General features: G+C 60.1%; 21 protein-coding genes. 14 read left to right on the forward strand and 7 right to left on the reverse strand.

What is annotated here, in order from left to right; translation table 11 throughout:
• Positions 1–84 precede the first annotated feature (84 nt).
• Positions 85–1,614 carry a histidine kinase gene (locus ACIQAL_RS17005; RefSeq protein ID WP_401147454.1) on the reverse strand — a complete coding sequence of 510 codons (1,530 nt, stop codon included), beginning with the start codon at positions 1,612–1,614 and terminating at the stop codon, positions 85–87.
• Between the two features lie 131 nt (positions 1,615–1,745).
• On the opposite strand from ACIQAL_RS17005, the gene serB reads away from it, so the two are divergent.
• On the forward strand, positions 1,746–2,963 hold the full coding sequence (serB, locus tag ACIQAL_RS17010) for a phosphoserine phosphatase SerB (RefSeq protein ID WP_401147457.1): 1,218 nt from the start codon (positions 1,746–1,748) through the stop codon (positions 2,961–2,963).
• A gap of 135 nt (positions 2,964–3,098) precedes the next feature.
• On the opposite strand, the gene ACIQAL_RS17015 is transcribed toward serB, so the two are convergent.
• The 4 genes from ACIQAL_RS17015 to ACIQAL_RS17030 form a co-directional block, all read right to left on the reverse strand.
• The gene (locus tag ACIQAL_RS17015; RefSeq protein WP_401147459.1) at positions 3,099–4,886 is read right to left on the reverse strand and encodes a molecular chaperone; all 1,788 of its coding nucleotides are present in this window, start codon (positions 4,884–4,886) and stop codon (positions 3,099–3,101) included.
• Positions 4,887–5,167: 281 nt separating this feature from the next.
• Positions 5,168–6,031, reverse strand: a complete 864-nt coding sequence (asd, locus tag ACIQAL_RS17020; RefSeq protein ID WP_401147462.1) for an archaetidylserine decarboxylase — start codon at positions 6,029–6,031, stop codon at positions 5,168–5,170.
• A 63-nt stretch (positions 6,032–6,094) separates the two neighbouring features.
• Positions 6,095–6,910 (reverse strand): rhodanese-like domain-containing protein, encoded by an 816-nt coding sequence (locus tag ACIQAL_RS17025; RefSeq protein ID WP_401147464.1) that lies wholly within the window; start codon positions 6,908–6,910, stop codon positions 6,095–6,097.
• 44 nt (positions 6,911–6,954) lie between these two features.
• Positions 6,955–8,490 (reverse strand): HDOD domain-containing protein, encoded by a 1,536-nt coding sequence (locus ACIQAL_RS17030; protein ID WP_401147466.1) that lies wholly within the window; start codon positions 8,488–8,490, stop codon positions 6,955–6,957.
• Positions 8,491–8,701: 211 nt separating this feature from the next.
• On the opposite strand from ACIQAL_RS17030, the gene motA reads away from it, so the two are divergent.
• On the forward strand, positions 8,702–9,553 hold the full coding sequence (motA, locus tag ACIQAL_RS17035) for a flagellar motor stator protein MotA (protein ID WP_166596023.1): 852 nt from the start codon (positions 8,702–8,704) through the stop codon (positions 9,551–9,553).
• Between the two features lie 3 nt (positions 9,554–9,556).
• On the forward strand, positions 9,557–10,594 hold the full coding sequence (gene motB, locus ACIQAL_RS17040) for a flagellar motor protein MotB (RefSeq protein WP_166596022.1): 1,038 nt from the start codon (positions 9,557–9,559) through the stop codon (positions 10,592–10,594).
• Positions 10,595–10,650: 56 nt separating this feature from the next.
• Here the strand turns inward: motB and rsgA are convergent, their stop codons facing one another.
• Entirely contained in the window at positions 10,651–11,682 is a 1,032-nt protein-coding gene (gene rsgA / locus ACIQAL_RS17045) for a small ribosomal subunit biogenesis GTPase RsgA (RefSeq protein ID WP_401147470.1), read from the reverse strand.
• 107 nt (positions 11,683–11,789) lie between these two features.
• Here rsgA and orn point away from each other — a divergent pair, with 107 nt between their 5' ends.
• On the forward strand, positions 11,790–12,326 hold the full coding sequence (gene orn / locus ACIQAL_RS17050) for an oligoribonuclease (RefSeq protein WP_166596020.1): 537 nt from the start codon (positions 11,790–11,792) through the stop codon (positions 12,324–12,326).
• A gap of 104 nt (positions 12,327–12,430) precedes the next feature.
• The gene (locus tag ACIQAL_RS17055; RefSeq protein ID WP_401147473.1) at positions 12,431–13,042 is read left to right on the forward strand and encodes a trimeric intracellular cation channel family protein; all 612 of its coding nucleotides are present in this window, start codon (positions 12,431–12,433) and stop codon (positions 13,040–13,042) included.
• A 156-nt stretch (positions 13,043–13,198) separates the two neighbouring features.
• Here the strand turns inward: ACIQAL_RS17055 and queG are convergent, their stop codons facing one another.
• Positions 13,199–14,308, reverse strand: coding sequence for a tRNA epoxyqueuosine(34) reductase QueG (gene queG, locus ACIQAL_RS17060; protein ID WP_401147474.1), 1,110 nt, complete (start codon positions 14,306–14,308; stop codon positions 13,199–13,201).
• Positions 14,309–14,370: 62 nt separating this feature from the next.
• On the opposite strand from queG, the gene ACIQAL_RS17065 reads away from it, so the two are divergent.
• From ACIQAL_RS17065 to hflC, 9 genes are all read left to right on the forward strand, one after another.
• Positions 14,371–15,867 (forward strand): NAD(P)H-hydrate dehydratase, encoded by a 1,497-nt coding sequence (locus ACIQAL_RS17065; RefSeq protein WP_401147477.1) that lies wholly within the window; start codon positions 14,371–14,373, stop codon positions 15,865–15,867.
• On the forward strand, positions 15,855–16,325 hold the full coding sequence (gene tsaE, locus ACIQAL_RS17070; protein WP_401147479.1) for a tRNA (adenosine(37)-N6)-threonylcarbamoyltransferase complex ATPase subunit type 1 TsaE: 471 nt from the start codon (positions 15,855–15,857) through the stop codon (positions 16,323–16,325). Before ACIQAL_RS17065 ends, tsaE begins: the two co-directional genes overlap by 13 nt.
• Before the next feature lie 2 nt (positions 16,326–16,327).
• Positions 16,328–17,767 carry an N-acetylmuramoyl-L-alanine amidase gene (locus ACIQAL_RS17075; protein WP_218576229.1) on the forward strand — a complete coding sequence of 480 codons (1,440 nt, stop codon included), beginning with the start codon at positions 16,328–16,330 and terminating at the stop codon, positions 17,765–17,767.
• Between the two features lie 26 nt (positions 17,768–17,793).
• A complete protein-coding gene (gene mutL, locus ACIQAL_RS17080; protein ID WP_401147850.1) occupies positions 17,794–19,764 on the forward strand; it encodes a DNA mismatch repair endonuclease MutL in 1,971 nt (656 codons plus the stop codon).
• The gene (miaA, locus tag ACIQAL_RS17085) at positions 19,764–20,735 is read left to right on the forward strand and encodes a tRNA (adenosine(37)-N6)-dimethylallyltransferase MiaA (protein WP_401147482.1); all 972 of its coding nucleotides are present in this window, start codon (positions 19,764–19,766) and stop codon (positions 20,733–20,735) included. Before mutL ends, miaA begins: the two co-directional genes overlap by 1 nt.
• 90 nt (positions 20,736–20,825) lie before the next feature.
• Positions 20,826–21,086 (forward strand): RNA chaperone Hfq, encoded by a 261-nt coding sequence (hfq, locus tag ACIQAL_RS17090; RefSeq protein ID WP_010221594.1) that lies wholly within the window; start codon positions 20,826–20,828, stop codon positions 21,084–21,086.
• Positions 21,087–21,098: 12 nt separating this feature from the next.
• Complete coding sequence (hflX, locus tag ACIQAL_RS17095; protein WP_166596014.1) at positions 21,099–22,400, forward strand: ribosome rescue GTPase HflX; 1,302 nt, start codon at positions 21,099–21,101, stop codon at positions 22,398–22,400.
• A gap of 96 nt (positions 22,401–22,496) precedes the next feature.
• The gene (gene hflK, locus ACIQAL_RS17100) at positions 22,497–23,675 is read left to right on the forward strand and encodes an FtsH protease activity modulator HflK (protein WP_401147485.1); all 1,179 of its coding nucleotides are present in this window, start codon (positions 22,497–22,499) and stop codon (positions 23,673–23,675) included.
• A complete protein-coding gene (hflC, locus tag ACIQAL_RS17105; RefSeq protein WP_296188307.1) occupies positions 23,675–24,544 on the forward strand; it encodes a protease modulator HflC in 870 nt (289 codons plus the stop codon). Before hflK ends, hflC begins: the two co-directional genes overlap by 1 nt.
• The last annotated feature ends 234 nt before the right edge of the window (positions 24,545–24,778 follow it).

Consider the following 24,778-nt stretch of genomic DNA (forward strand, 5'->3'; position numbering starts at 1 on the left):
GGGGGGGCGCAGATCGCATTTGATTCTGGCCGCAGGCCATAGGAGCCAGCAAGCCGGCTCCTACAGGTGGATCGGCGCAGCGGGTTACGCCTTGCGCGCCTCATGCATGCGCGCCAACTGGCGCTCAAGCATCGACGGATACGGTTCCATCAGGCGCTCGACACAGCTGGCGCCTTCGGGGCTGGCGATCGGGCGGATACGGGCGCGTTGGCGGATGGTGTGATCTTCGCTGATTTTGCGCTCGACCAGCAGCAAGTTGCGGCTGTGTTGCGAGAGGGCCAACGCGTCTTGCGCGGTTTCGGTCAGCAGCAGGTCGATCTGATTCATGCCGTGCAAGCCTTCGCCCAGCGTCAGACCCAGTTGCAATTGCAGCGTGATGCCGCTGTCCGCGACTTCGATCTGCAAGGCGTGGCTCAGGGCGCGCAGCAATTCGCCGCAGCAGATGGCGTTGGTCAGGTAATCGTCACCGCTGTCCTGGGTGCTGAACACCATCAGTGAGCTGCCGTCGTTCAGTGTGTGCAACTCGCTGTCATAGAGCGATGCCGCCTGATCGATGCAGTCGCGATAACGCTCCAGCAGTTCGGTCAAACGAGCGCGAGGCAAACGACGCAATTGTTCCTGCGAACCTAATTGAACGGCCAGTACCGCGCTGTATTGCGGTTGCGATGGGGCCACTGGCAGAGCAGGGCGTGGCGCAGGCTTCTGCGCAACAGGGGTGTTGTCGCGCAGATCGGCGAACGGGTCTTCCTCGTCCTCTTCATCTTCCTCGGCCATGATGCGTCGCGCCGGGATCGCTGTCGCGCGGGGCTTCGGCGCTTCGTCGAATTCAGGGTCGCTCAGATCGCTGGCGTCGAACTCAGGCGAGCTGTCATCGTCTTCTGCAACAGGCGCTGGCTCGGGAATCGGTGCAGGCTCCGGCTCGGGTGGCGCATAAGACGCTTTGAGCTGACGGGCCAGATCACCGATTTCATCCTGACGATCAGTCGCCGGGGTGTATGGATCGATGTAACGCAGCCACATGCGCAGTTGCAGCATCGGCGTGGAAATGTGCCGTCCCAGACGCAGGCTCAAGGCGAGCGCCAGTGCCAACAGAATACCGGCCAGAATCCCCATGCTTTGCAGGCTGATCAGCAAAGGCTGCTGGAACTGGGACATGTCCAGGCTGATGCGCAAGGTGCCCGCGACCACGTCCTGGAACGTCACTTTGATTTCGTAGAGGCCCTCGGCTTCGCCCAACAGTCCGTTTTTCGGACGCTGACCGGCTTCGGCAAGGATGCGGTTATCAACGCTGTAGATCGCCGCGTGGGCCACCAGCGGGTTCTTCACCAGGTTGCCCAGCAACACGTTGAGGCTGAGGATGTCGTTGGACACCAGCAGCTCGGTGGCGGAGGTCGCGGTTTGCGTGGTCAGGGCCTGGCCCAGCGCATCTGCCTGTTCGTGCATGGCCTGCTTGAACTGCAAACCCATCACGCAGGCATAGATCACCAGCGCCAGCGCGACGAGGATCACGTTGTGGCTGGCGATGCGCAAAGCAATCGGAACGCGTCGATGACGCAGAGCCCGGAAGATCAGCAAGAAGAAATTATCGGTTTTTACTGGCGTGGGCCGGTTCACTGAGCACGGCTCTCTTGGAGAAGTTGGGGCGCAGTATAGCGAGCGACCCAGAGACGGCAAAGCGCTCACTGTGCCCGGTGGTCACTGAAAGTGAGTAGAATGCCGTTTTTTTCCACCTGCGGGGGTGCGCCTTGCGCGAAATTGTCCTGATAAACATCACTGGCGAAGACAGTCCGGGTCTGACGGCGGCCATTACTGGCGTGCTGGCTCGCGGCGGCGCCGATGTTCTGGATATTGGTCAGGCGGTGATCCACGACACGCTTTCGTTTGGCATTCTGGTCCAGATTCCGGACACCGAGAACGGCTCGACGGTGTTGGATGGGGTGCAGTCGAAGGTCGATGAGCTGGGCTTACAGGTGCTGTTCACCCACGTCAGCGAAGACGACTACCAGCACTGGGTCGACGATCAGGGCAAAGACCGGCACATCGTGACGCTGCTGACCCGCAAGGTCACGGCCGAGCAATTGCAAACCGTGAGTGCGATCACCGCCAAATACGGCTTGAATATTGATCGCATCGACCGTCTGTCCGGGCGCATGCCGCCGGACATGCCAAGTGACAAGGGCAAGGGCTGCATCGAGTTTTCCGTGCGCGGCGAACCCGCTGATGCGCAGGAGATGCGCGCCGAGTTCCTGCACGTGGCGCAAGAGCTGAACGTTGATATCGCGTTCCAGCAGGATTCCCTGTTCCGCCGCAATCGTCGTCTGGCCGTGTTCGACATGGACTCGACGCTGATCGAGGCTGAAGTCATCGACGAACTGGCCAAGGCCCACGGCGTGGGTGAGCGCGTGTCGGAAATCACCGAGCGTGCGATGCGGGGCGAGCTGGATTTCCGCGCCAGCTTCAAAGAGCGTCTCGCGTTGCTCAAAGGTCTCGATATCAAAGTGCTGGATGAAATCGGCGCCTCGCTGCGTTTGACCGAAGGCGCTGAAAACCTGTTCGCCGAACTCAAGCGCCTGGGCTACAAAACCGCGATTCTGTCAGGCGGCTTCACCTACTTCGCCCGTCAGTTGCAGGCGAAACTGGGTATCGACTACATCTTCGCCAACGAGCTGGAAGTGGTGGACGGCCAATGCACCGGCGTGGCCGTCGAGCCGATTGTCGATGCGCAGCGCAAGGCTGACCTGTTGCGCGAGCTGGCGATCAAGGAAGGCTTGAGTCTGGAGCAGACCATCGCCGTTGGCGACGGCGCGAACGATTTGCCGATGCTGGCCATTGCCGGTCTGGGCGTTGCATTCCGTGCCAAGCCGCTGGTGAAGCAGTCTGCCAAACAAGCGATTTCGACGCTGGGGCTGGATGGGGTGCTGTACCTCTTGGGCTTCAGGGATCGCGAAGGGCGTGGCTTATAAGCCGTTTCACCTAAGACGTTGCACCGTCTGTGGGAGCCGGCTTGCTGGCGAATGCGTCAGGTCAGAAACATCTTCGTGTCTGACCCAATGCATTCGCCAGCAAGCCGGCTCCCACGAATGTAATGCGTTGGGGGGTTAGAGCACCGTCCACAACGAATCGAATTCCTGCTCCGGTCCTGCTTCTGGCGTCGCTTTCTTCGGCCCTTCCAGAATTTCGTATTCGAACTGATTGTAGCTGCCGGTCGTGGCCTTGCGATTGCTCAGGGTCGCCCGGCGCTCGTCGCCGCTGCTGTTGATCATCACTTTATTGCCGTCGTCGAATGGCAAGCGAGGCGCAATGACGGTGGCAGGCACATCAATGGCGCGCACTTCGGGCAGCAACAGCACTCGCAGGTATTGACTGCTCTGTTCGGCACGCAGCAACTGCATGCCGCACGCCTGTGCGAACGGGGCGATCAGCTCAACCCCCATCTGCGTACCGCCGCTGCGCACCTGACGCACCCAGCGCACTACCGCGATACTCCAGCCGTGGCCGTGATCCTGAATGCCGATCATCTCGCCTGCCTGCAGCTGATCGGGAACGTCTTTAGGCCAGGCCAGGCAATAGCCGCCAGGGCTGTGGTTGACGATGTTCAGGTTGTAGGTGGGAAAGCTCTTCTGACCATCCAGGGCAGAGGCGCCGCCGTCCGCTTCCTCGCGCTGATATTCGATCTCTTCGAACGGCAGCATGGAAGTCGACGACCCGGTGCGCTGAACGTCCATCGCCTGTGCCCACGGGTCGTGGCGCGCTGGCTCAAGTGGCTGCAAGCTATATTCGGCGACCTTGCTCACGGTCACCGTAGGCACCAGCAGCAGATCGCTGAAGCATTTTTTGCCACCGACGAAATAGTGCAGGGCGCTCATGCCGACGCAGACGGTCAATGTGCCTTGCCCGACCGTGCGCTGGAAAGCACGCTCAGACACATCGCCCCACGCGGCAGCGAGATGTTGCAACACGTCGAGTGAAAGGCCTGGCGGTACGTGCAGGTAAGACTGCGAGCGCTGCTCAATCGGCATTTCGATGTAGCGCTGCAAGGCTGCCGAAAGCGGGCGAGGGTTGATGCCCAGCAGATTGCCGCGCTGATCGTCGGTGTACAGCGTGGTGTAGCGCGGCGCGGTATCGGTGCCATGGGCCACGGCGTACAGGCTGGCGTCATCGACCGGCTGTTGCAGCGTGACCATCGAGCTCCAGGCGTCCAGTGCATCGGCCAGTTTGCCGATGTTGTGTTGACGCATCTGGTTGCAGCGGGAGCACCCCATCAGCAGCGCCACGACGTAAGTCTGTTCGACGGTCAGGGTGCGAGTGTGGTGTGCTTGATTGTCAGCCACTGGAACGTTGTGCAACTGATTCTGGCGAGCAATCTGGTAGATCTGATGCAGTTCGAGCCACAGACCGTCTTGCACCGGGCAATAAAGCTGGTTGGCGCGGATCAGCGGGCCATTGAGGCAATGCAGCGCGCGTTGAAGGGCAGTGGTCAGCAGCGTGGTGCGGTCGCGAGTGAGTTTGGGCGCGACTCGGGCGATGATTTGCTTGTAGCCAATGGCCAGGTGGTTTTGCAGGGCCTGGCACAGATTGGCGACTTTGCGCGGGCGTTCTTCAAGCACGACCGACTGATTGAGGAAGTGACGTTCCAGGTGCTTGCACACGAAGAAGACTTCGGGACGCAGGAGCTCCAGCAATTGCAGCCGGTTTTCACTGGGGGTCAGCAGCTGGTTGAGTTCGCCCAGGCCCTGATACAGCTGGCGAGCCATTTCACCGAGGTTGGCTTTAGGGAGAGTGGCGATCCAGCGCTTCAGGTCTTTCGGCGTCGCGTCACAGAACGACAGGCTCGACTGCGTCGGCACAGGGGCGCGCAACAACAGTGGGAGGCTTAAGTTACTCATGTGACAGGCAAACTCCAACAACTACTGGCTCAGATGACTACAAGCGATCGCATGCATGACACGCGTGACCGAGCTAAACGAGCAAGTTTACGTCAATTGAAAGCGAAGTTTCCTACAAGACTGACGAGAGACTGTACCAGCATTGGGCCATGAGGGCAGCCCTTAATGTCAATGTGACACCGTATCAATACGGATACAAAGGCGCTTGGCTGACCAGCGGCGGGCTGTGCTCTCGACCACAGGCCCGCCAATAAACCGTTTCAGAGTTTGTCAGGCAAGAATCAGGCCTGAGGAGGGGTTGCCAGCAATTGACCCATTCGAGTCGGCGAACCGGCTGCCAGGTCCGCTGCCCACTTCACCTGATTCGGGCCAAACAGCACGATGGCGGTCGAGCCTAGCTTGAAGCGCCCCAACTCGGCGCCCTTCTCCAGATGGATGGGTGCGCGTGCGGCTTCGTCATAGCGGAAGGTTTTCAGTTCACGTTTTGGAGGGGTTATCAGACCCGCCCAGACGGTTTCGATGGAGGCCACGATCATCGCGCCCACCAACACTACGGCCATTGGACCGCGCTCGGTGTCGAACAGGCAGACCACGCGTTCGTTGCGGGCGAACAATTCCGGGACGTTTTCCGCTGTGGTCTGGTTCACCGAAAACAAGCGACCCGGAACGTAGACCATCTCGCGCAACGTGCCTGCCAATGGCATGTGAACGCGGTGATAGTCCTTCGGCGACAGGTAAATAGTGGCGAACTCGCCGCCCATGAACGGCGCGGACAAGCGTGCATCGCCACCCAGCAGCTCAAGTGCGCTGTAGCTGTGGCCCTTCGCCTGGAAAATCCGGCCGTGGTCGATCGGGCCCAACTGGCTTACCGCGCCATCGGCAGGGCACAGAATTGCGCCCGGTGTTTCGTCCAGCGGGCGTGCCCCCGGTTTGAGGGCTCGGGTAAAGAAGTCGTTGAAGTGTGGGTACGCCGTGATGTCTTCCACCAAGGCCTGGGACATGTCGACGTTATAGCGGCGTGCGAACCACTGGGTGAAGGCGTTCTTGAACCAGCGCACGCGGCACTCGGCAACGCAGCCCGCCAGACGTGACAGCAGATGGTGGGGAAGCAGGTATTGGAAAAGGATAAACAGACGCTGTTTCATCAAGGTTCCTAAAGCGTTCAAAAGGCTTTTCAAAAGTCGAGACAGGGAGTGCCGGGTGAGCGATTACTTCTCGATGGGCGTATCCAGGTGATTGCCCCATTCGCCCCACGAACCGGCGTAACCCTTGATTCGCGGGTAACCCAGCGCCTTGGCGACCAGGTAGGTGAAGCCTGAGCGATGGTGGGTCTGGCAATGGGTGATGACTTCCTTGTCCGGGGTGATGCCCAGGCTCTCCAGAATCTGCGGCATGTCCTTGCGGATGCGCAGACTGCGGGCCTGATCCATGCCCCCCGTCCATTCGAAGTTCACAGCGCCTGGAATATGGCCGCCGCGTGCTGCCACGACCTTTTCGCCTGAATATTCGGTAGGACCACGTGCGTCCCAGATGGCGAGGTCGTCAGCGCCCAGTCGGCTTTGCAGGTATTCGCGGGTGGCGGTGGGGTCGTCGTGAATCGTCACTGGCACCGGGCCGCCAGCAGGAGCGGGCACTTCCGTAGACAGCGGCAAACCTTCCGCCTGCCAGGACAGCAGGCCGCCGTCCAGATAGTGGTATTTCGAATGGCCGATGACGTCCAGCAGCCAGATGAAGCGCCCGGCCCAGCCGCCGCCTTCGTCGTCGTACACCACATAAACGGCATTCGGGTTGTGACCGAGCTCGCCGAACAGTGCGTCCAGCTGCGCCTGAGTCGGCAGCAGGCCTGGCGCGGGCGGTTGGCCGAGTTGGGTACGTTTGGGGTCGACAAAGCGAGCACCGGGGAGATGACCGGCTTCATAGCGGGCGGCGCTGGTCAGGTCGACCAGGATCAGTTCTGAAGCGCCGAGGCGTGCCTGCAGGTCTGCGGGCTCGATGACCAGCGGCAAGCTTGAGAAGGCAGACATGGGTGTCTCCAGATCATGAAAATAGGCGAATTGTAGCTCAGCCGTCAGCCATTGCGATGGCTAAAGGTTGTCAGCGCTTTCTCTATGCATTGCCCGGTTTTTCCGAAGGCTTGCACCGTCACTTCCGAGAAAGGCCCACCCCCTTGATCGGCGACGATCACCATGATGACCCGGCCATTGCTGGCCAGTGATCGGATCAACAGGTTTTCACCCGAAAACAGATTGCGCAGTTGAGGGGGCAGCAAGGCCGAAAACTGGGCGTTGTTGCTGGCGTTCAGACGCAATTGTGTGGCTTGGGCCAACAGGCGTTGCAGGACCGTGCTGTCTTTATAAGGGATGAGCAGCGCGGCGGCGGATTTGTCCACGCCGGCGATTTGATGCACCCGCAGGGTGTCGGTTTTACGGTCGATCATCAGCAGCACGGCCCGTTGCATGCCCGATGCGATCAGAGCGTCTCGCGCGGTGGTCGTCAGGTGCATGGCATTGGTGAAGGCGCTGGGCTCTTTGAGCAGGTCGCCGCAGTGCTTGCGCCAGACTTGCAGCGCTTCAGCGGACGGCGGTGGCGCGGGCAGCAAGCCTTTGTGCACCCGCCGAGCGTCCCAAGGCCATAGCAACGCTTCGGCCGGATGCCAGACGCCGGGCGCTGCGTGTTGACGAGCGCTGGCAGCGGCGTTCTGGTGCACCTGTTGTTGAAGGTCATCGAAGGGCTGTTGCAAATAAAGACTGGTCAGCAATTGCCAGCGCAGATTGTGCGGCGAGTCCCACGCTTGTTGTGCCGATAGCGCCAGGCCGTTGGCCAGGAGAATGGTGTTGGCGGGCTGATTGAACCAGCGGCGCAAAGGCAGATCGGCATCCAGCGCTTGCTGTTGTTTGAGCGGATCATCGCTCTCGTGGGCGATGCGCAGCACCTTCACAAGACTGCGCTGTTCGCGCATCAGCAGGTTATAGCCCTGTGTGACCCAGATCGGCAGTTGCCAACGCTCCGCCAATGCCTGGCACAGTTGCACCAGGCGCACGCCGAACAAGGCTTTTTCCACAGTCTTGGCGCACTCTCCTTTGTGGATAACCCGCAATTCCCACTCTTCCAGCAACTTGGGATGGGCCAGCGCCATGGGCCACAGTGGCGCGAGGAACAGCAGGCTGCCCAAATGAATGTCTTGCCACAGACGCGCCAACTGATTCGCGAACAGCCCGTACGCCTGTTGTGTGGCGTGCTGGCTGATCAGTTGCAGTTGGCGCAGCGCGACCGGGATTTGTTGCAGTTCCACGCTCGGCAATCGTGCGAGCAAAGTGCCGGTGCGGGCAAGCCCCAGTCTATTCAGCGCCACTTCGAGGCTTTCGGCCGGTTCGGTCAGGCCGCCGCTGTGCACATTGGCTTCGCGCAGCACGCTGAGAACCAGCGCGGGGCTGTCCTGCATCAAGTCAGCAATCTCGCGCAGCGATCTGCGACTGTCGTTGAGCGCGGCATTGACCTTCGCATGCGCGACGGCGGGAACAGGCAGGGCGAGACTGTCTAGCTGTTTGACCCAGGCATCGAGTGTCTGCGGAACGAGGAGCGGGGAGGCTTTATCTGATTGCATTCACAAGGCCCGTACGGCTGGGAGGTTTTGATCGACGTCGAATGATGGCATCATGCTGGCCTTCGTGCTGCTAGACCCGGGCCAGACGCCAGGCAGGATTTTCGCTTGATTTCACTATAGTCTGGCGCACTCATGCCGATAAGTAGAACAAGAGTTTTGAACGCTTCTCGCACAATGACCATGAACCCGACTCAGTAAGTATTCTTTATCTATGGCAAAAATTATCGGCATCATCGTCGTTTTCGCGAGCGTCCTCGGCGGCTACGTACTTTCCCATGGTCAAATCGCTGCGTTGATCCAGCCTTTCGAGGTGTTGATCATCGGTGGTGCCGCGTTCGGTGCATTTTTGCAGGCGAACCCGGGCTATATGACCATGCACGTGATCAAGAAGTCCGTGAAGATGTTCGGTTCACGCTTCACTCACGCCTTCTATCTGGAGGTGCTGGGGCTGATCTACGAGATCCTCAACAAGAGCCGCCGCGAAGGCATGATGGCCATCGAGGGCGATATCGAAGAGCCTGAAAACAGCCCGATCTTCGCCAAGTACCCCAGCGTGCTCAAAGACACCAAGATGATCGCATTCATCTGCGATTACCTGCGCATCATGTCCTCCGGCAACATGGCTCCCCACGAGCTGGAAGGCCTGTTCGACATGGAACTGCTGAGCATGAAGGAAGAGCTGGAACATCCTTCCCATGCCGTCACCGGTGTGGCGGACGGTATGCCCGGCTTCGGTATCGTGGCGGCGGTACTCGGTATCGTGGTGACCATGGCGTCCCTGGGTTCCGGTGACAAGGCCGCGATCGGTATGCACGTCGGTGCGGCGCTCGTCGGTACGTTCTTCGGTATTCTCGCGGCATACGGCTTCTTCGGCCCACTGGCTCAGTGCCTGGCCCACGACGCCAAAGAAGAAATGAACGTGTTCGAGTCGATCAAGGCTTCGCTGGTGGCCTCGGCCTCAGGCGTGCCGCCTTCACTGGCTGTCGAATTCGGTCGCAAGGTTCTCTACCCGGCGCACCGCCCCAGCTTCAGCGAGCTGGAACAAGCTGTTCGCGGTCGTTGATCCATGGAAAATAATCAGCCCATTATCGTCAAGCGCGTAAAGCGCTTCGGCGGCGGCCACCACGGCGGCGCCTGGAAAATCGCCTTCGCCGACTTCGCGACGGCGATGATGGCGTTCTTCCTCGTGCTGTGGCTGATGTCCTCGGCCACGCCCGAGCAGTTGATCGCCATTGCCGGTTACTTCAAAGACCCGGTCGGGTTTTCCGACAGCGGTTCGCCTTACGTGATCGACCTGGGCGGTTCGCCCGAGATGTCGCCCGACCAGACGCTCAACCCTGAAGTGAAATCCACCCCCGCCCCGGACAAGGTGCCCGTGGACGCCGACAAGGAAGACGCAGCGGCCGAGCAGGTCGAGCAAGAGCGGCTGGAGATGCTGTTGCAGGAGCTGCAGACCAAGGTCAACGAGAACCCGCAACTGGCGAAGTTCAAGGATCAGATCCTGTTTGAGATCACTCAGGACGGCCTGCGTATCCAGATCATGGACGCTGAAAACCGGCCTATGTTCGACATCGGCAGCGCGCGTCTGAAGCCGTATTTCGAAGACATTCTGCTGGCCATGGCCGACACCATCAAAGCGGTGCCGAACAAGATCAGCGTGAGTGGTCACACCGATGCGACGCCTTTCGTGGGCAACAACGGTTTCGGTAACTGGGAGCTGTCGGCCAACCGCGCCAACGCCGCTCGCCGTGCGCTGACTGCCGGTGGCTATCCTGATCCTCAGGTCGCTCGTGTGGTGGGCTACGCGTCGTCGGCGCTTTATGACAAGGACAGCCCCACTAATCCGATCAACCGTCGTATCGATATCGTGGTTTTGACCAAGAAGGCCCAGCAGCGTATCGAAGGTGCACAAGGGACGGGGGATGCGCCTAAATCGGATGCTGCTCCCGCTCCGACCTCGCCGACGGCGCCGGGCGCCAAGCCAGGGGCATCGACCGCAGCGCCAGCCGTCGATCCCCAGGCCTACGCCCAGCCCCATGAAATTCGGCAGAAGCTGAACCTGTTCGATCAGGGGCAACTGAAGATCGACGAGACCAAGAACTGATACCCGGTTTGAAAAAAACGCCGCGATGATCGCGGCGTTTTTGTGTGCGGCAGGTTTTAGTAACTGCTATCCGGCAAACTCGCGATGATTGAGCGATAGCTGTTCATCCGCTGTTGCTGCACGCGGCCATCTTCCAAACCCTTGAGCAGCGCACACCCCGGTTCGCGATCATGTTTGCAATCGCGGAAGCGGCAGCGGCCCAGCAGGTCGTTGAAGTCGATGAAGCCCGCTTCGACGTCGGCGCGGCTCACATGGCCCAAGCCGAACTCCCGAATACCGGGGGAATCGATCAGATCGCCGCCACGGGGGAAGTGGAACAGGCGGGCGGTGGTCGTGGTGTGAGTGCCTTGGCCGGAATACTCCGACAAAGGCCCGACCCGCGTGCCGACTTCCGGCAGCAGGCTATTGACCAAGGAAGACTTGCCCACGCCCGACTGACCGACGAATACGCTGATGTGGCTGTCCAGCAGATCCTGCAATTGCTGCATCCCGTCACCGTGATGAGCCGACACTTCCAGCACCGGGTAGCCCAATGTCCGATAGACCGCCAGCAGCGCATTCAGCGCCGGGGCATTCTCGTCGTTGATCAGGTCGAATTTGTTCAGCAGCAACAGCGGGCGAATGCCGGCGTGTTCTGCGGCCACCAGATACCGGTCGATCAAGTTGGCATGAGGTTCAGGCGCGGGGGCGAACACGATGACGATCATGTCGACGTTGGCGGCCACCGGCTTGAGCTGGCCTCGGGTGTCCGGACGACACAGTTCGGTATTGCGCGGCAATTGCGCGACGATAACACCAATGCCCTGATTGCCTGCCCGCCAGACGACTCTGTCGCCGGTCACCAGCGCTGGCAGGTTGGCCCGCAAATGGCAGCGGAACACCTGACCGCTCAGTTCGCCTTCCTGTGCCTCGACTTCCACTTGAACGCCGAAGTGAGCGATGACCAGCCCCGTCTGCTCGGGACCCAGATCGCCGCCTTCCAGCGTTTCCAGTGCTTGGGATTCACGTTTGGCGGCACGGGCAGCGCGCTCGCCTTGAATCTTTTCGATGCGCCAGTTTTGGCGGCGGTTGAGTTGGCGTTTGGCCATGGGTGTTCTGAGATCCGGAATGCAAAAGCTGCTAATTGGGTAAGGCGCGGGGGAGTCTAGCACGCTCGGCTACGCTAAACTGCGCGCCTACGCTGAGGAGCCGACATATGCAGAACAAGCAGAATCTGATCTGGATCGACCTGGAAATGACCGGTCTGGACCCTGACAACGACGTCATCATCGAGATGGCGACCATCATCACCGACAGCGAGCTGAACACTCTGGCCGAAGGGCCGGTCATCGCCGTGCATCAAAGCGATGACCTGTTGAATGGCATGGACGAGTGGAACACCCGTCAGCACGGCGGTTCGGGCCTGACCCAGCGCGTGCGCGAGAGCACGATTTCCACTGCCGAGGCGGAAGCCATGACTCTGGATTTCATCAAACAGTGGGTGCCGGAGCGCAGCTCGCCAATCTGCGGCAACAGCATCTGTCAGGACCGCCGCTTCCTTTATAAGCGCATGCCAACCCTGGAAAACTACTTCCATTACCGCAACCTCGATGTTTCGACGCTCAAGGAACTGGCAGCGCGCTGGTCGCCGGAGCTTAAGTTCAAGAAGGGCAGCACCCACCTGGCACTGGACGACATTCGTGAATCCATCGCCGAGTTGCGTTTTTATCGCGAGCATTTCATCAAAGTCTGACGCGTCGACTAGGCGTTTGCTTGCCCGTGACAGGAACACCGTAACCGCGGGCAAGCGCTTCTAAACGTTTCAAACTGCGTCCCTCTTTCGCACGGATCGCCACCATGCTGTTGATGCTTTACCTGATTGCCATCACTGCCGAGGCCATGACTGGAGCGCTGTCTGCCGGACGTCGCGGCATGGACTGGTTTGGCGTGGTGCTGATTGCCTGCATCACGGCGCTGGGAGGCGGTTCGGTACGTGACGTGCTGTTGGGCCACTATCCGCTGACGTGGGTGAAACACCCGGAATACTTGATCCTCACCACGGTGGCCGCTTTGGTGACGATCTTTATTGCACCGCTGATGCGCCACCTCCGCTCGCTGTTCCTGGTGCTCGACGCCTTGGGTCTGGTGGCGTTTACGATCATCGGCTCCACGACGGCGTTGGACATGGGGCTGGGCATGCTGGTGGCGGCGGTCAGTGGGGTGATCACCGGGACCTTTGGCGGCATCCTGCGAGACATCTTCTGCAACGACATTCCGCTGATTTTTCGACGCGAGCTGTATGCCAGTGTCTCGTTCGCAGCGGCGTGGTGCTTCTTGTTGTGTCAGTGGGCGGGGTTGCCGATCGAGCAGGGCACGCTGATTACCTTGTCGGGTGGGCTGTTGCTGCGTCTGCTGGCGATCAAGTACCACTGGGAAATGCCCAAGTTTGTGTACAAGGATGGGCATTGATTCGTTTCAATTAACCCGCCTTGCACTTGATGCCGGGCAATGCGTAATCCTCTGTAGGAGCGAATTCATTCGCGAACGATGTTCAGGTCACGAAGATGTGTCGGATGTACCGACGTCTCACGAATAAATTCGCTCCCACAGGTCAGCAATCGGCCATCAGCTTGGGATGCTGTTCGAATGCTGCCGCAATGCCCATTCCACATGCTCCCGCACCAATTCTGATGGATCATTCAGGCGCGCTTTCAATGCTTCGATCACCGGAATGGTAGAAGGCGCATTGCCCAGCCCCACCGCAAGATTCCTCAACCACCGTTCATACCCCGCACGCCGCAATGGCGAGCCTTCGGTATTGCTGAGGAACGTCGTCTCATCCCACAAAAACAGCGTCGTCAGTTCGGCGTTATCGAGGCCGTGGCGGGGTTTGAAGTCGTTTTGATCGGTGGGCCGGGCGAAACGGTTCCAGGGGCAGACGATCTGACAATCGTCGCAGCCGAACACTCGATTGCCGATCATCGAGCGCAACTCTTCGGGAATCGACGTTTTCAATTCGATGGTCAGGTAAGAAATGCAGCGCCGGGCGTCCAGCACGTACGGCCCGACGAACGCGTTGGTCGGGCACACGTCCAGACAAGCTGTGCAACGCCCGCAATGTTCGGTGGCATGAGGGGCATCGGTCGGCAGCGGCAAATCGACGAACAGCTCGCTCAGGAAGAAGTAGCTCCCGGCCTTGCGATTCAGCACCAGCGTGTTCTTGCCAATCCAGCCCAGACCGGCCTGTTCGGCGATGGCCTTTTCCAGCACCGGGGCGCTGTCGACGAACGCCCTGAAACCGAAGGGGCCGATGGCTTGCTGGATACGCTCGGCCAGTTGCTGCACGCGCTTGCGAATCAGCTTGTGATAATCGCGGCCTAAGGCATAACGCGAGACATAGGCTTTTTCCGGCTGAGCCAGCAATTGCGCCATCTGCGTTTCGCCCGGCAGATAGTCCATACGCAACGACACCACTCGCAGCGTGCCCGGCACCAATTCCTCCGGGTGCGAACGTTTGCTGCCGTGCGCTGCCATATAGTCCATCTCGCCGTGATACCCGGCTTCGAGCCAGCGCTCCAGATGCTGCTCATGTTTCGCCAGATCCAGCCCCGAGATGCCCACTTGTTGGAAGCCGAGTTCGCGCCCCCAGTCCTTGATGGATTGGGCAAGCTCGGACAATGCCGCCACCGACAAGGGTGCGGAATGTGTGGCTGGATCTACAGTTATCGCGGACATGCAAGGAGGACACCGGGGCGTAGGTGCGTATAATTCTGCCAGACATCGGAGCCCAAAGACGCATGTTGCACAGCAAACCCCCATTTCCCGGCGCACTGTACAGCGCCGCGCAGGTCCGTGACCTCGACGCACGCCTGATTGCCGCAGGCACGCCTGGCTTCGAACTCATGCAGCGCGCAGCCCACGCCGCCTGGCGCGCGATCCGTCGCCACTGGCCTGACGGTCAGCGACTGACAGTGCTGGCAGGCCATGGCAATAACGCGGGCGATGGCTATTTGATTGCGGCCTTGGCCAAGCGCGTAGGCTGGCAGGTGACGGTGCTGGCTGTGGGCGATTGCTCGGCGCTGAAGGGCGATGCCGAGACCGCTTATAAAGAAGCGGCGGGCGATCAGGTCGACATCCAGCCGTGGCAGCAACAAGTGCTGAGCGGGATCGTCGTCGATGCGCTGCTCGGGACGGGTCTCAAGGGCGATGTGCGCGACCCCTACACGTCCGCCATTCACGCCATAAACGACAGTCGTTTGCCGGTCATGGCAGTCGACATCCCGTCGGGGCTGTGCGCGGACACGGGCCACACGCTGGGCGTGGCGGTGCGTGCCGATCTGACGGTGACCTTCATTGGTCTCAAGGTCGGCCTGTTCACCGGTGATGCGCCTGACTTGGTCGGTGAGCTGGTGTTCGACGATTTACAGGCTGATCCGGCCATCGTCGGGCAAGCGCCCGTCAGCGTTAAACGTCTCGATACATTTAATCTGCCCGTCCTCAAGGCTCGTCCTCGCACGGCCCATAAAGGCCAGTTTGGTCGCGTGTTGGTCATTGGCGGCGATCTTGGCTTCGGCGGGGCGGCCCTGCTGTCCACGGAAAGCGCCTTGCGCAGCGGCGCGGGGATGGTCACGCTGGCGACCCGTCCCGAACACGTTACCGCTGCGTTGACGCGGTTTCCCGAAGTCATGAGCGCTGGCATCAGCTCGGCGAATCAACTGATGGCGCTGATCGAGCCCGCCAGCGTGTTGGTCGTCGGGCCAGGATTGGGGCAGCACAGTTGGGGCCGCAGCCTGTTGTCTGCCGCCGCCAATGCCCAACGGCCTCAAGTCTGGGACGCTGACGCGCTGAATCAGTTGGCCGCCGGTCTGGTGCGGTTGCCCAAGGATTGCGTGATCACGCCGCACCCTGGGGAGGCGGCGCGTTTGCTGGGCATTGGCACTCAGGAAATTCAAGCCGATCGGCCCGCTGCTGCGCGAGCGCTGGCCCGGAAATTCAACGCTGTCTGTGTTCTGAAGGGCAGCGGCAGCCTCATTGCTAACCCTGCTGGGGATCTGGCGCTGGCCAATCACGGTCATCCGGCGATGGCGACGGGCGGTTTGGGCGATGTGCTGGCGGGCGTCATTGGCGCGTTGATGGCGCAAAAAATGCCCGCTTTCGAGGCCGCCTGCCTCGGCGTCTGGCTGCACGCGCTGGCGGGAGAACAATGTGGCGCCAGTGGGCGCGGGATGGCTGCCGCTGATCTGATTCCTGTTATTCGTAGGCTTCTGGAGGAGCAACAACCGTGTCTGAGTTAACCCTGCACCTGATGGGTGAAGAGGCGATGACCGAATTTGGCGCGCGGATTGCCCAAGTCACTGAAAGCAATGGGATTATTTTTCTTGAGGGCGATCTGGGGGCTGGCAAGACCACCCTGTCGCGGGGAATCATCCGAGGGCTGGGCCATGTCGGCGCGGTCAAAAGCCCGACATTCACCCTCGTGGAACCTTACGAGATTGGGAGAAATCGCGCGTATCACTTTGATCTTTACCGACTTGTTGATCCAGAAGAGCTAGAATTCCTCGGCATACGGGATTACTTCGAAGGGGAGGCCCTTTGCCTGATCGAGTGGCCCAATCTCGGTGCGGGCTTTTTGCCAAAGCCTGACCTGATCATTACCATTAGGCCGCACGCGGAAGGTCGAGCGCTGACTCTGAGCCCTGAAAGCTCGCGCGGTGAGAAATGGTGTGCCGCTTTGGCTTTGGAATTCAAATAGATATGGGGTTAGGTATGCGCATGCGCGCGCTGGTTACTGTGATTGGACTGCTGCTGACGACGCTGGCCGTCGACGCGTTGGCCGCTTCACAGGTACGAAGTGTCCGCTTATGGCGTGCTCCGGATAACACTCGACTGGTTTTCGACCTGTCTGGCCCGGTTCAGCACAGCGTCTTTACCCTTCAGTCTCCGGACCGTCTGGTCATCGACATCAACGGCGCGACGCTGGGCGGCGCGCTGAACATCCCCACCGCCAACACGCCGATCACCAGCATGCGTTCAGCGCAACGCACGCCGGACGACCTGCGCGTGGTCATCGACCTGAAAAAGGCCGTGACCCCGAAAAGCTTCACGCTGGCGCCGAACCAGCAGTACGGCAATCGTCTGGTAGTCGATCTTTACGACAACCCTGCCGACGCCAACCCGCCGCCGACCGTCGCCGATACCCCGGCCACCGTAGCCCCGGCAACGCCAGCGGTGCCGGTCAGCCCGTCGAAGCCTGAAATCAAGCTCACGCCTGTGCCGAACGGCAAGCGCGACATTGTGGTAGTCATCGATGCCGGACACGGTGGTGAAGACCCGGGTGCATCAGGCAGCCGGGGCGAGAAAGAAAAGAACGTGGTGCTGTCGATCGCCAAGGAATTGCAGCGCCAGATCAATGCCGAGAAGGGCTACCGTGCCGAGCTGACCCGTACTGGCGATTACTTCATCCCGTTGCGTAAACGCACTGAAATCGCCCGCGCCAAAGGAGCCGACCTTTTCGTGTCGATTCACGCTGACGCTGCGCCATCGTCGGCAGCATTCGGTGCATCGGTGTTTGCGTTGTCCGAACGGGGTGCCACCTCCGAAACCGCCCGTTGGCTGGCAGACAGTGAAAACCGCTCCGACTTGATCGGCGGGGCGGGTGCTGTGAGCCTGGACGACAAAGACCGCATGCTGGCAGGCGTGTTACTCGACCTGTCGATGACCGCGTCGCTGACGTCGAGCCTCAACGTCGGCCAGAAAGTCTTGACCAACATCGGCCGCGTAACCTCGCTGCACAAGGCACGGGTCGAGCAGGCAGGCTTTATGGTGCTCAAATCGCCCGACATCCCATCGATCCTGGTGGAAACTGGCTTCATCTCCAACTCTGCCGAGGCCAGCAAGCTTCAAGGTGCCAGCCACCAGCAGGCGCTGGCGCGTTCGATCACGGCAGGTGTGAAGCAGTTCTTCCAGCAGAATCCGCCACAGGGCACGTACATCGCCTGGCTGAGGGACAACGGCAAGCTGGCCATGGGGCCGCGTGAGCATATGGTGCGTCCGGGTGAGTCGCTGAGCATGCTCTCGGCCCGTTACGACATGAGCATGGCAACGTTGCGTTCGGCGAATAATCTCAGCTCCGATGAATTGAAAGTCGGTCAGCAATTGAAGATTCCGAGCGCGGAACTGGCGGGTGAGCCGTGACGGGTCTGCTGCTCGATGAAGAAGGCCTGGACGTCAGCGTAAGCGTTGACGGCCCGGCCGCCGAAGCTGCGCGCATTCAATTGCTCAGTCCGCGACTGGCAAACCAGATCGCGGCAGGTGAGGTGGTCGAGCGTCCGGCGTCGGTCATCAAGGAATTGCTGGAAAACAGCCTCGATTCCGGAGCCCGTCGCATTGATGTCGATGTCGAACAAGCGGGTATCAAACTGTTGCGCGTGCGCGACGACGGTGGCGGCATCTCGTCCGACGACCTGCCGCTGGCCCTGGCGCGACACGCCACCAGCAAGATTCGCGAACTAGAAGACCTTGAGCGCGTGATGAGCCTGGGTTTCAGGGGGGAGGCGCTGGCGTCGATCAGTTCCGTGGCCCGCCTGACGCTGACGTCCCGCACCCGCGATGCCGATCAGGCCTGGCAAGTGGAAACCGAGGGGCGCGACATGGTCTCTCGTGTTCAGCCTGCCGCGCACCCGGTGGGCACGTCGGTGGAAGTGCGCGACCTGTTCTTCAACACCCCGGCGCGCCGCAAATTCCTGAAGGCTGAAAAAACTGAATTCGATCACCTTCAAGAAGTGATCAAGCGCATGGCGCTGGCGCGTTTCGACGTCGCGTTCCATCTGCGCCACAACGGCAAGACCATTCTCAGTCTTCACGAAGCCCGCGATGACGTGGCTCGGGCGCGACGCGTCTCGGCGGTCTGCGGTCCGGGCTTTCTGGAGCAGGCGCTGCCGATCGAGGTCGAACGCAACGGCCTGAAACTCTGGGGCTGGGTGGGGCTGCCGACCTTCTCTCGCAGCCAGGCTGACTTGCAGTATTTCTTCGTCAACGGCCGCGCGGTTCGCGACAAACTGGTGGCCCACGCGGTGCGTCAGGCCTATCGCGACGTGCTGTTCAATGGTCGTCATCCGACGTTCGTGCTGTTCTTCGAGGTCGACCCTGCGGTGGTCGACGTCAACGTGCACCCGACCAAGCACGAGGTCCGTTTCCGCGACGGGCGCATGGTGCATGACTTCCTGTACGGCACGTTGCATCGGGCTTTGGGCGATGTCCGCCCGGAAGACCAGCTCGCTGGCACGACCTCGGTCACGGCGCTGGTGCGTCCGACCGGGCCGGAAGCGGGCGAGTTCGGCCCCCAAGGCGAGATGCGTCTGGCTAACAATGTGTTGGAAACCCCACAGGGCTCGGCGTGGAACACCCCAAACAACGCGGGCGGTGGCCCAGCGGCGGGTTCCGGCGCTGGCGCGGGTTATCAGTATCAGTACACGCCGCGCCCTTCTTCTGTATTGCCTGCCGAAGAAGCGCGAGCGGCCTACAGCGCGTTCTTTGCTCCGCTTCCGGGGGCGCAGGCGACGCCGGGCAATGCAGTGGGCGTTCCTTTGCCGGAATCTCAAGGGGATATCCCGCCGTTGGGCTACGCGCTGGCACAACTCAAAGGCATTTATATCCTCGCTGAGAACGCTCACGGGCTGGTGCTGGTGGACATGCACGCCGCCCACGAGCGGATCATGTACGAGCGCCTGAAAATCGCCATGGCCAGCGAGGGCTTGAGCGGGCAGCCGCTGCTGGTGCCAGAGTCGATTGCCGTCAGCCAGCGTGAAGCTGACTGCGCCGAAGAGCACATGGCGACCTTCCAGCAACTGGGGTTCGAGTTGCAGCGCCTGGGGCCCGAAAGCCTGGCGATCCGACAGATTCCCGCATTGCTCAAACAGGCCGAAGCCAACCGTCTTGTGCATGACGTGTTGTCCGATCTGATGGAGTACGGCACCAGCGACCGGGTGCAAGCGCACATGAACGAGCTGCTTGGCACCATGGCCTGTCATGGCGCGGTGAGGGCGAACCGGCGCCTGGCGATTCCGGAAATGAACGGCCTGTTGCGCGACATGGAAAACACCGAGCGCAGCGGCCAGTGCAACCATGGCCGACCGACCTGGACCCAGCTGGGTCTGGATGACCTCGACAAACTGTTTTTGCGCGGTCGCTGATGAGTGCACTTCCTCCGGCCATCTTTCTGATGGGGCCGACCGCCGCCGGCAAGACCGACCTGGCCATCGAGCTGACCAAGGTGCTGCCCTGCGAGCTGATCAGTGTCGATTCGGCGCTGGTCTATCGTGGCATGGACATCGGCACCGCCAAACCGTCAAAAGCGCTTTTGGACAAGTATCCCCATCGGCTGATCGATATCCTCGACCCGTCGGAGAGCTATTCCGCGGCGGATTTTCGCACTGACGCGTTGGAGGCCATGGCTGAAATCACCCGCAAAGGAAAAATTCCCCTGCTGGTCGGTGGCACCATGTTGTATTTCAAGGCTCTATTAGAGGGCCTGGCCGACATGCCAGCGGCTGACGCAGAGGTCCGGGCGCAACTCGAAGCCGAAGCGGCCAGCCGCGGCTGGCAGGCGTTACACGATGAGTTGGCAAGTGTTGATCCGGTGTCGGCGGCGAGGATTCATCCCAATGACCCACAGCGGCTGGTGAGAGCGCTTGAGGTTTATCGGGTCAGCGGCATGAGCATGACCGCACACCGTGAGCAACAAAGTGCGCAAACTGCTCAAGCTGGCGGTTCGGGGCGACATCAATTGCCCTATACTGTCGCAAATCTCGCGATCGCTCCGCAGGATCGCAAGGTATTGCATGACCGGATCGCATTGCGTTTCAGGCAAATGCTTGATGAAGGATTCGTTGAAGAAGTCGTAGCGTTACGTTCGAGGGGTGACCTGCACTCGAATTTACCGTCTATAAGAGCTGTAGGGTATCGCCAGGTCTGGGACCATCTCGACGGCAAGCTGACGCGGGACGAGATGCAGGAACGCGGCATCATCGCCACGCGCCAATTGGCCAAGAGACAGTTCACCTGGTTACGAAGCTGGGAAAATTTACACTGGTTGGACAGCCTGGCTTGCGACAATCTGCCACGCACCTTGAAATACCTGGGATCGGTCTCCATATTGAGCTGAGTCCTTGTAATAGCCGTCTATCCTTGGGGGGTAACGGCCCAAGCCAATGTTTTCGAATTTATTCTATTGATCCTTAAAGGAGTGCGGCACATGTCAAAAGGGCATTCGCTACAAGACCCTTACCTGAACACTTTGCGTAAAGAAAAGGTTGGGGTTTCGATCTATCTGGTCAACGGTATCAAGCTGCAAGGCACCATCGAGTCCTTCGACCAGTTCGTTATTTTGCTGAAGAACACTGTCAGCCAAATGGTTTACAAGCACGCCATCTCTACCGTCGTTCCAGTTCGTCCAATTCGTCTGCCTAGCGCTACCGAATCCGAACAGGGTGATGCTGAGCCAGGTAACGCCTGATAGGAGTCTGCCTTGTTCTTTGAGCGCCACGGTGGTGGTGAGCGGGCAATCCTCGTTCATTTGGATGGCCAGGACCCTGAGGCGCGCGAAGATCCGCAGGAGTTCCGGGAGTTGGCCCTTTCGGCGGGTGCCGATATCGTTGCGTTCATCAACGTGCCACGGCATCGGCCCACGGCCAAATATCTGGTAGGCAGCGGCAAGGTCGAGGAGTTACGCGACCTGGTCCACGCCGAAAAAACAGATATCGTCATTTTCAATCATGTCCTTACACCCAGTCAGGAACGTAACCTCGAACGCGTTTTCGAGTGTCGCGTGCTTGACCGTACGGGCCTGATTCTCGACATCTTCGCCCAGCGCGCACGAACCCATGAAGGTAAGTTGCAGGTCGAGTTGGCGCAGCTCGAACACATGAGTACGCGTCTGGTCCGTGGGTGGACTCACCTTGAGCGTCAGGGCGGTGGTATCGGTCTGCGCGGTCCGGGCGAAACCCAGCTGGAGACGGACCGTCGTCTGCTGCGGGTGCGCCTGCGTCAAATCAAGAGCCGTCTGGAAAAGGTACGCAGTCAGCGTGATCAGGCCCGTCGCGGCCGTTCCCGTGCCGACATTCCGACCGTCTCCATCGTGGGCTACACCAACGCCGGTAAATCGACGTTGTTCAATGCAGTGACCCATTCCGACGTCTACGCTGCTGATCAGTTGTTCGCCACACTTGACCCGACCCTGCGCCGTCTGGAAATCGACGATTTGGGGCCGATCGTGCTTGCCGACACGGTGGGGTTCATTCGTCACCTGCCGCACAAGCTGGTTGAGGCTTTCAGGGCAACGCTCGAAGAGTCGAGCAACTCGGACCTTCTGCTGCATGTGATCGATGCGCATGAGCCGGATCGCCTGGAGCAGATCGAACAGGTCATGGCGGTGCTGGGCGAGATCGGTGCCCAGGACTTGCCGATACTGGAGGTCTATAACAAACTCGATTTGCTTGAGGGTGTCGAGCCTCAGATCCAGCGCGATCCCGACGGCAAGCCTCAGCGTGTCTGGGTCTCTGCTCGTGACGGTCGCGGTCTGGACTTGATCAAGCAGGCTGTTGCCGAGCTCTTGGGAAGCGACCTGTTCGTTGGCACGCTGTGTTTGTCGCAACGCTTCGCCCGGCTTCGTGCCCAGTTCTTCCAACTGGGTGCAGTGCAAAGTGAAGAGCACGACGAAGAAGGTCAAAGCCTGTTAGCGGTACGTTTACCCCGAATTGAATTCAATCGCCTGGTGAGTCGCGAAGGACTGCAGCCGCTGGAATTCATCGAGCAACACACTTTGCAATAAAAGCCTGAAGAAGCGGTTGTGCTGCTTTGATGGGCATTCTGTAGCATTGGTCGGCGCGCCGCGGGCGCGTCTTTGCTTTATCAGATGGAGAGCGCTATGGCTTGGAATGAGCCGGGTGGCAACTCGAATAATCAGGATCCTTGGGGTGGTAAGCGCAAGGGCGGCGACCGCAAGGGGCCACCAGATCTCGACGAGGCCTTCCGAAAGCTGCAGGAAAGCCTGAATGGGTTGTTCGGTGGTGGTAAGAAACGCAGTGGTGACGGCGGCGGCAGTGGCGGTGGTTCGGGCAAAGGCGGTGGTTTTGGCCTGCTCGGCATCGGCCTCGTCGTGCTGCTCGCGATTTGGCTGTACAACGCGATTTATGTGGTGGACGAGCAAGAGCAGGCGGTCGTTCTGCGTTTCGGCAAATACTACGAAACCGTCGGTTCGGGTTTGAACATCTATTTCCCGCCGTTCGATCGCAAGTATCTCGAAAACGTGACCCGCGAGCGTGCGTACAGCAAGCAGGGCCAGATGCTCACCGAAGACGAGAACATCGTCGAAGTGCCGCTGACCGTGCAGTACAAGATCACCAACCTGCAGGATTTCGTGCTGAACGTCGATCAGCCTGAAGTCAGCCTGCAACATGCTACCGAAAGTGCTCTGCGCCATGTGGTCGGTTCGACTGCCATGGACCAGGTCCTGACCGAAGGGCGTGAGCTGATGGCCAGCGAGATCAAGGACCGCCTTCAGCGTTTCCTCGACACCTATCGCACCGGTATTACCGTGACCCAGGTGAACGTGCAGAGCGCAGCCGCGCCCCGTGAGGTTCAGGAAGCCTTTGATGACGTGATTCGTGCCCGTGAAGACGAGCAACGGTCGCGTAACCAGGCCGAAACCTACGCCAACGGTGTGATTCCCGAAGCCCGTGGTCAGGCCCAGCGCATCGTCGAAGACGCCAATGGTTACCGCGACGAAGTCGTCTCGCGTGCCAAGGGTGAGGCTGACCGCTTCACCAAATTGGTCGCCGAGTACCGCAAGGCGCCGGAAGTCACTCGCGAACGCCTGTACCTGGACACCATGCAAGAAGTCTTCAGCAACACCAGCAAGGTGCTCGTGACCGGCGACAAGGGTCAGAACAACCTGCTTTACCTGCCATTGGACAAAATGATCGAAAGCAGTCGTAACGGTTCGACATCGTCGTCGAGCGGGGCTTCGGCCACTGCTGTGGACCCGGGCTCTCGGGCTGCGGATCTGCAACAGCAACGCGACACGCGCACTAGGGAGACTCGCTGATGAGCAATAAATCTCTGGTCGCCCTGATTGTCTGTGTCGTGCTGGCGGTTGTCGCCTGGAACAGCTTCTACATCGTCGCTCAGACCGAGCGTGCAGTGTTGCTGCAGTTCGGTCGTGTGGTTCAGGCGGATGTTCCGCCGGGCCTGCACGTGAAGGTTCCTTATGTGAATCAGGTGCGCAAGTTCGACGGCCGTCTGTTGACGCTGGATGCGCCGACTCAGCGTTTCCTGACGCTGGAAAAGAAAGCCGTGATGGTCGATGCCTACGCCAAATGGCGCGTGAAGGACGCTGAGCGTTTCTACACCGCGACATCCGGCTTGAAGCAGATCGCCGACGAGCGTCTGTCCCGTCGTCTGGAGTCGGGTCTGCGTGACCAGTTCGGCAAGCGCACCCTGCACGAAGCTGTGTCGGGCGAGCGTGACGCGCTGATGGCTGACATCACCGCTTCGCTGAACAAGATGGCCGAAAAAGAACTGGGCATCGAAGTCATCGACGTCCGGGTCAAGGCCATCGACTTGCCGAAGGAAGTGAACCGTAGCGTGTTCGAGCGGATGAGCACCGAACGTGAGCGTGAAGCTCGCGAGCACCGCGCCAAGGGTAACGAGCTGGCTGAAGGCATTCGTGCCGACGCCGATCGTCAACGTCGCGTATTGCTGGCTGAAGCCTATCGTGAGTCTGAAGAGGCACGCGGTGATGGCGATGCACAAGCCGCTGCGATCTACTCCAAAGCCTACGGTCAGGATCAGGAATTCTATGCGTTCTACCGCAGCCTGCGTGCCTACCGTGAAAGCTTCGCCAACAAAAGTGACGTGATGGTGCTTGATCCGGGCAGCGAATTCTTTCGCTATCTGGAGAAAGCAAAACCGTAATCGCACACCGTGATCGATGACTCCGCCGGGCGGCAAAACGGCTCGGCGGGGTGATCACGCGGCAAAACGTGTGTATGATGCGGCAGCCGGGAAATTCCCGGCTTTTTTGCGTCTACACGATTGATTGGCCGTGGTGTATTTCGTGCGCGGCAGTTTTTTCGAGGACAGTGTTCGCAACGCTGCGAGACAGAAGGCTCGGGGTTCAACCCCCTGAAATGATGTCCGCAGACCACT

The organism is Pseudomonas sp. NPDC088368 (assembly GCF_044753445.1).
GTDB classification, from domain to species: domain Bacteria; phylum Pseudomonadota; class Gammaproteobacteria; order Pseudomonadales; family Pseudomonadaceae; genus Aquipseudomonas; species Aquipseudomonas bambusae.

What these genes read in the sequence shown, in the direction of transcription:
- hflC (WP_296188307.1), top strand. Translation starts at nt 23,675, where the DNA reads ATGAGCAATAAATCTCTGGTCGCCCTGATTGTCTGTGTCGTGCTGGCG.
- hfq (WP_010221594.1), top strand. Translation starts at nt 20,826, where the DNA reads ATGTCAAAAGGGCATTCGCTACAAGACCCTTACCTGAACACTTTGCGT.
- ACIQAL_RS17065 (WP_401147477.1), top strand. Translation starts at nt 14,371, where the DNA reads ATGTTGCACAGCAAACCCCCATTTCCCGGCGCACTGTACAGCGCCGCG.
- motB (WP_166596022.1), top strand. Translation starts at nt 9,557, where the DNA reads ATGGAAAATAATCAGCCCATTATCGTCAAGCGCGTAAAGCGCTTCGGC.
- ACIQAL_RS17055 (WP_401147473.1), top strand. Translation starts at nt 12,431, where the DNA reads ATGCTGTTGATGCTTTACCTGATTGCCATCACTGCCGAGGCCATGACT.
- ACIQAL_RS17030 (WP_401147466.1), bottom strand. Translation starts at nt 8,490, where the DNA reads ATGCAATCAGATAAAGCCTCCCCGCTCCTCGTTCCGCAGACACTCGAT.
- asd (WP_401147462.1), bottom strand. Translation starts at nt 6,031, where the DNA reads ATGAAACAGCGTCTGTTTATCCTTTTCCAATACCTGCTTCCCCACCAT.
- rsgA (WP_401147470.1), bottom strand. Translation starts at nt 11,682, where the DNA reads ATGGCCAAACGCCAACTCAACCGCCGCCAAAACTGGCGCATCGAAAAG.
- orn (WP_166596020.1), top strand. Translation starts at nt 11,790, where the DNA reads ATGCAGAACAAGCAGAATCTGATCTGGATCGACCTGGAAATGACCGGT.
- motA (WP_166596023.1), top strand. Translation starts at nt 8,702, where the DNA reads ATGGCAAAAATTATCGGCATCATCGTCGTTTTCGCGAGCGTCCTCGGC.
- miaA (WP_401147482.1), top strand. Translation starts at nt 19,764, where the DNA reads ATGAGTGCACTTCCTCCGGCCATCTTTCTGATGGGGCCGACCGCCGCC.
- ACIQAL_RS17015 (WP_401147459.1), bottom strand. Translation starts at nt 4,886, where the DNA reads ATGAGTAACTTAAGCCTCCCACTGTTGTTGCGCGCCCCTGTGCCGACG.
- hflK (WP_401147485.1), top strand. Translation starts at nt 22,497, where the DNA reads ATGGCTTGGAATGAGCCGGGTGGCAACTCGAATAATCAGGATCCTTGG.
- queG (WP_401147474.1), bottom strand. Translation starts at nt 14,308, where the DNA reads ATGTCCGCGATAACTGTAGATCCAGCCACACATTCCGCACCCTTGTCG.
- ACIQAL_RS17075 (WP_218576229.1), top strand. Translation starts at nt 16,328, where the DNA reads ATGGGGTTAGGTATGCGCATGCGCGCGCTGGTTACTGTGATTGGACTG.
- ACIQAL_RS17025 (WP_401147464.1), bottom strand. Translation starts at nt 6,910, where the DNA reads ATGTCTGCCTTCTCAAGCTTGCCGCTGGTCATCGAGCCCGCAGACCTG.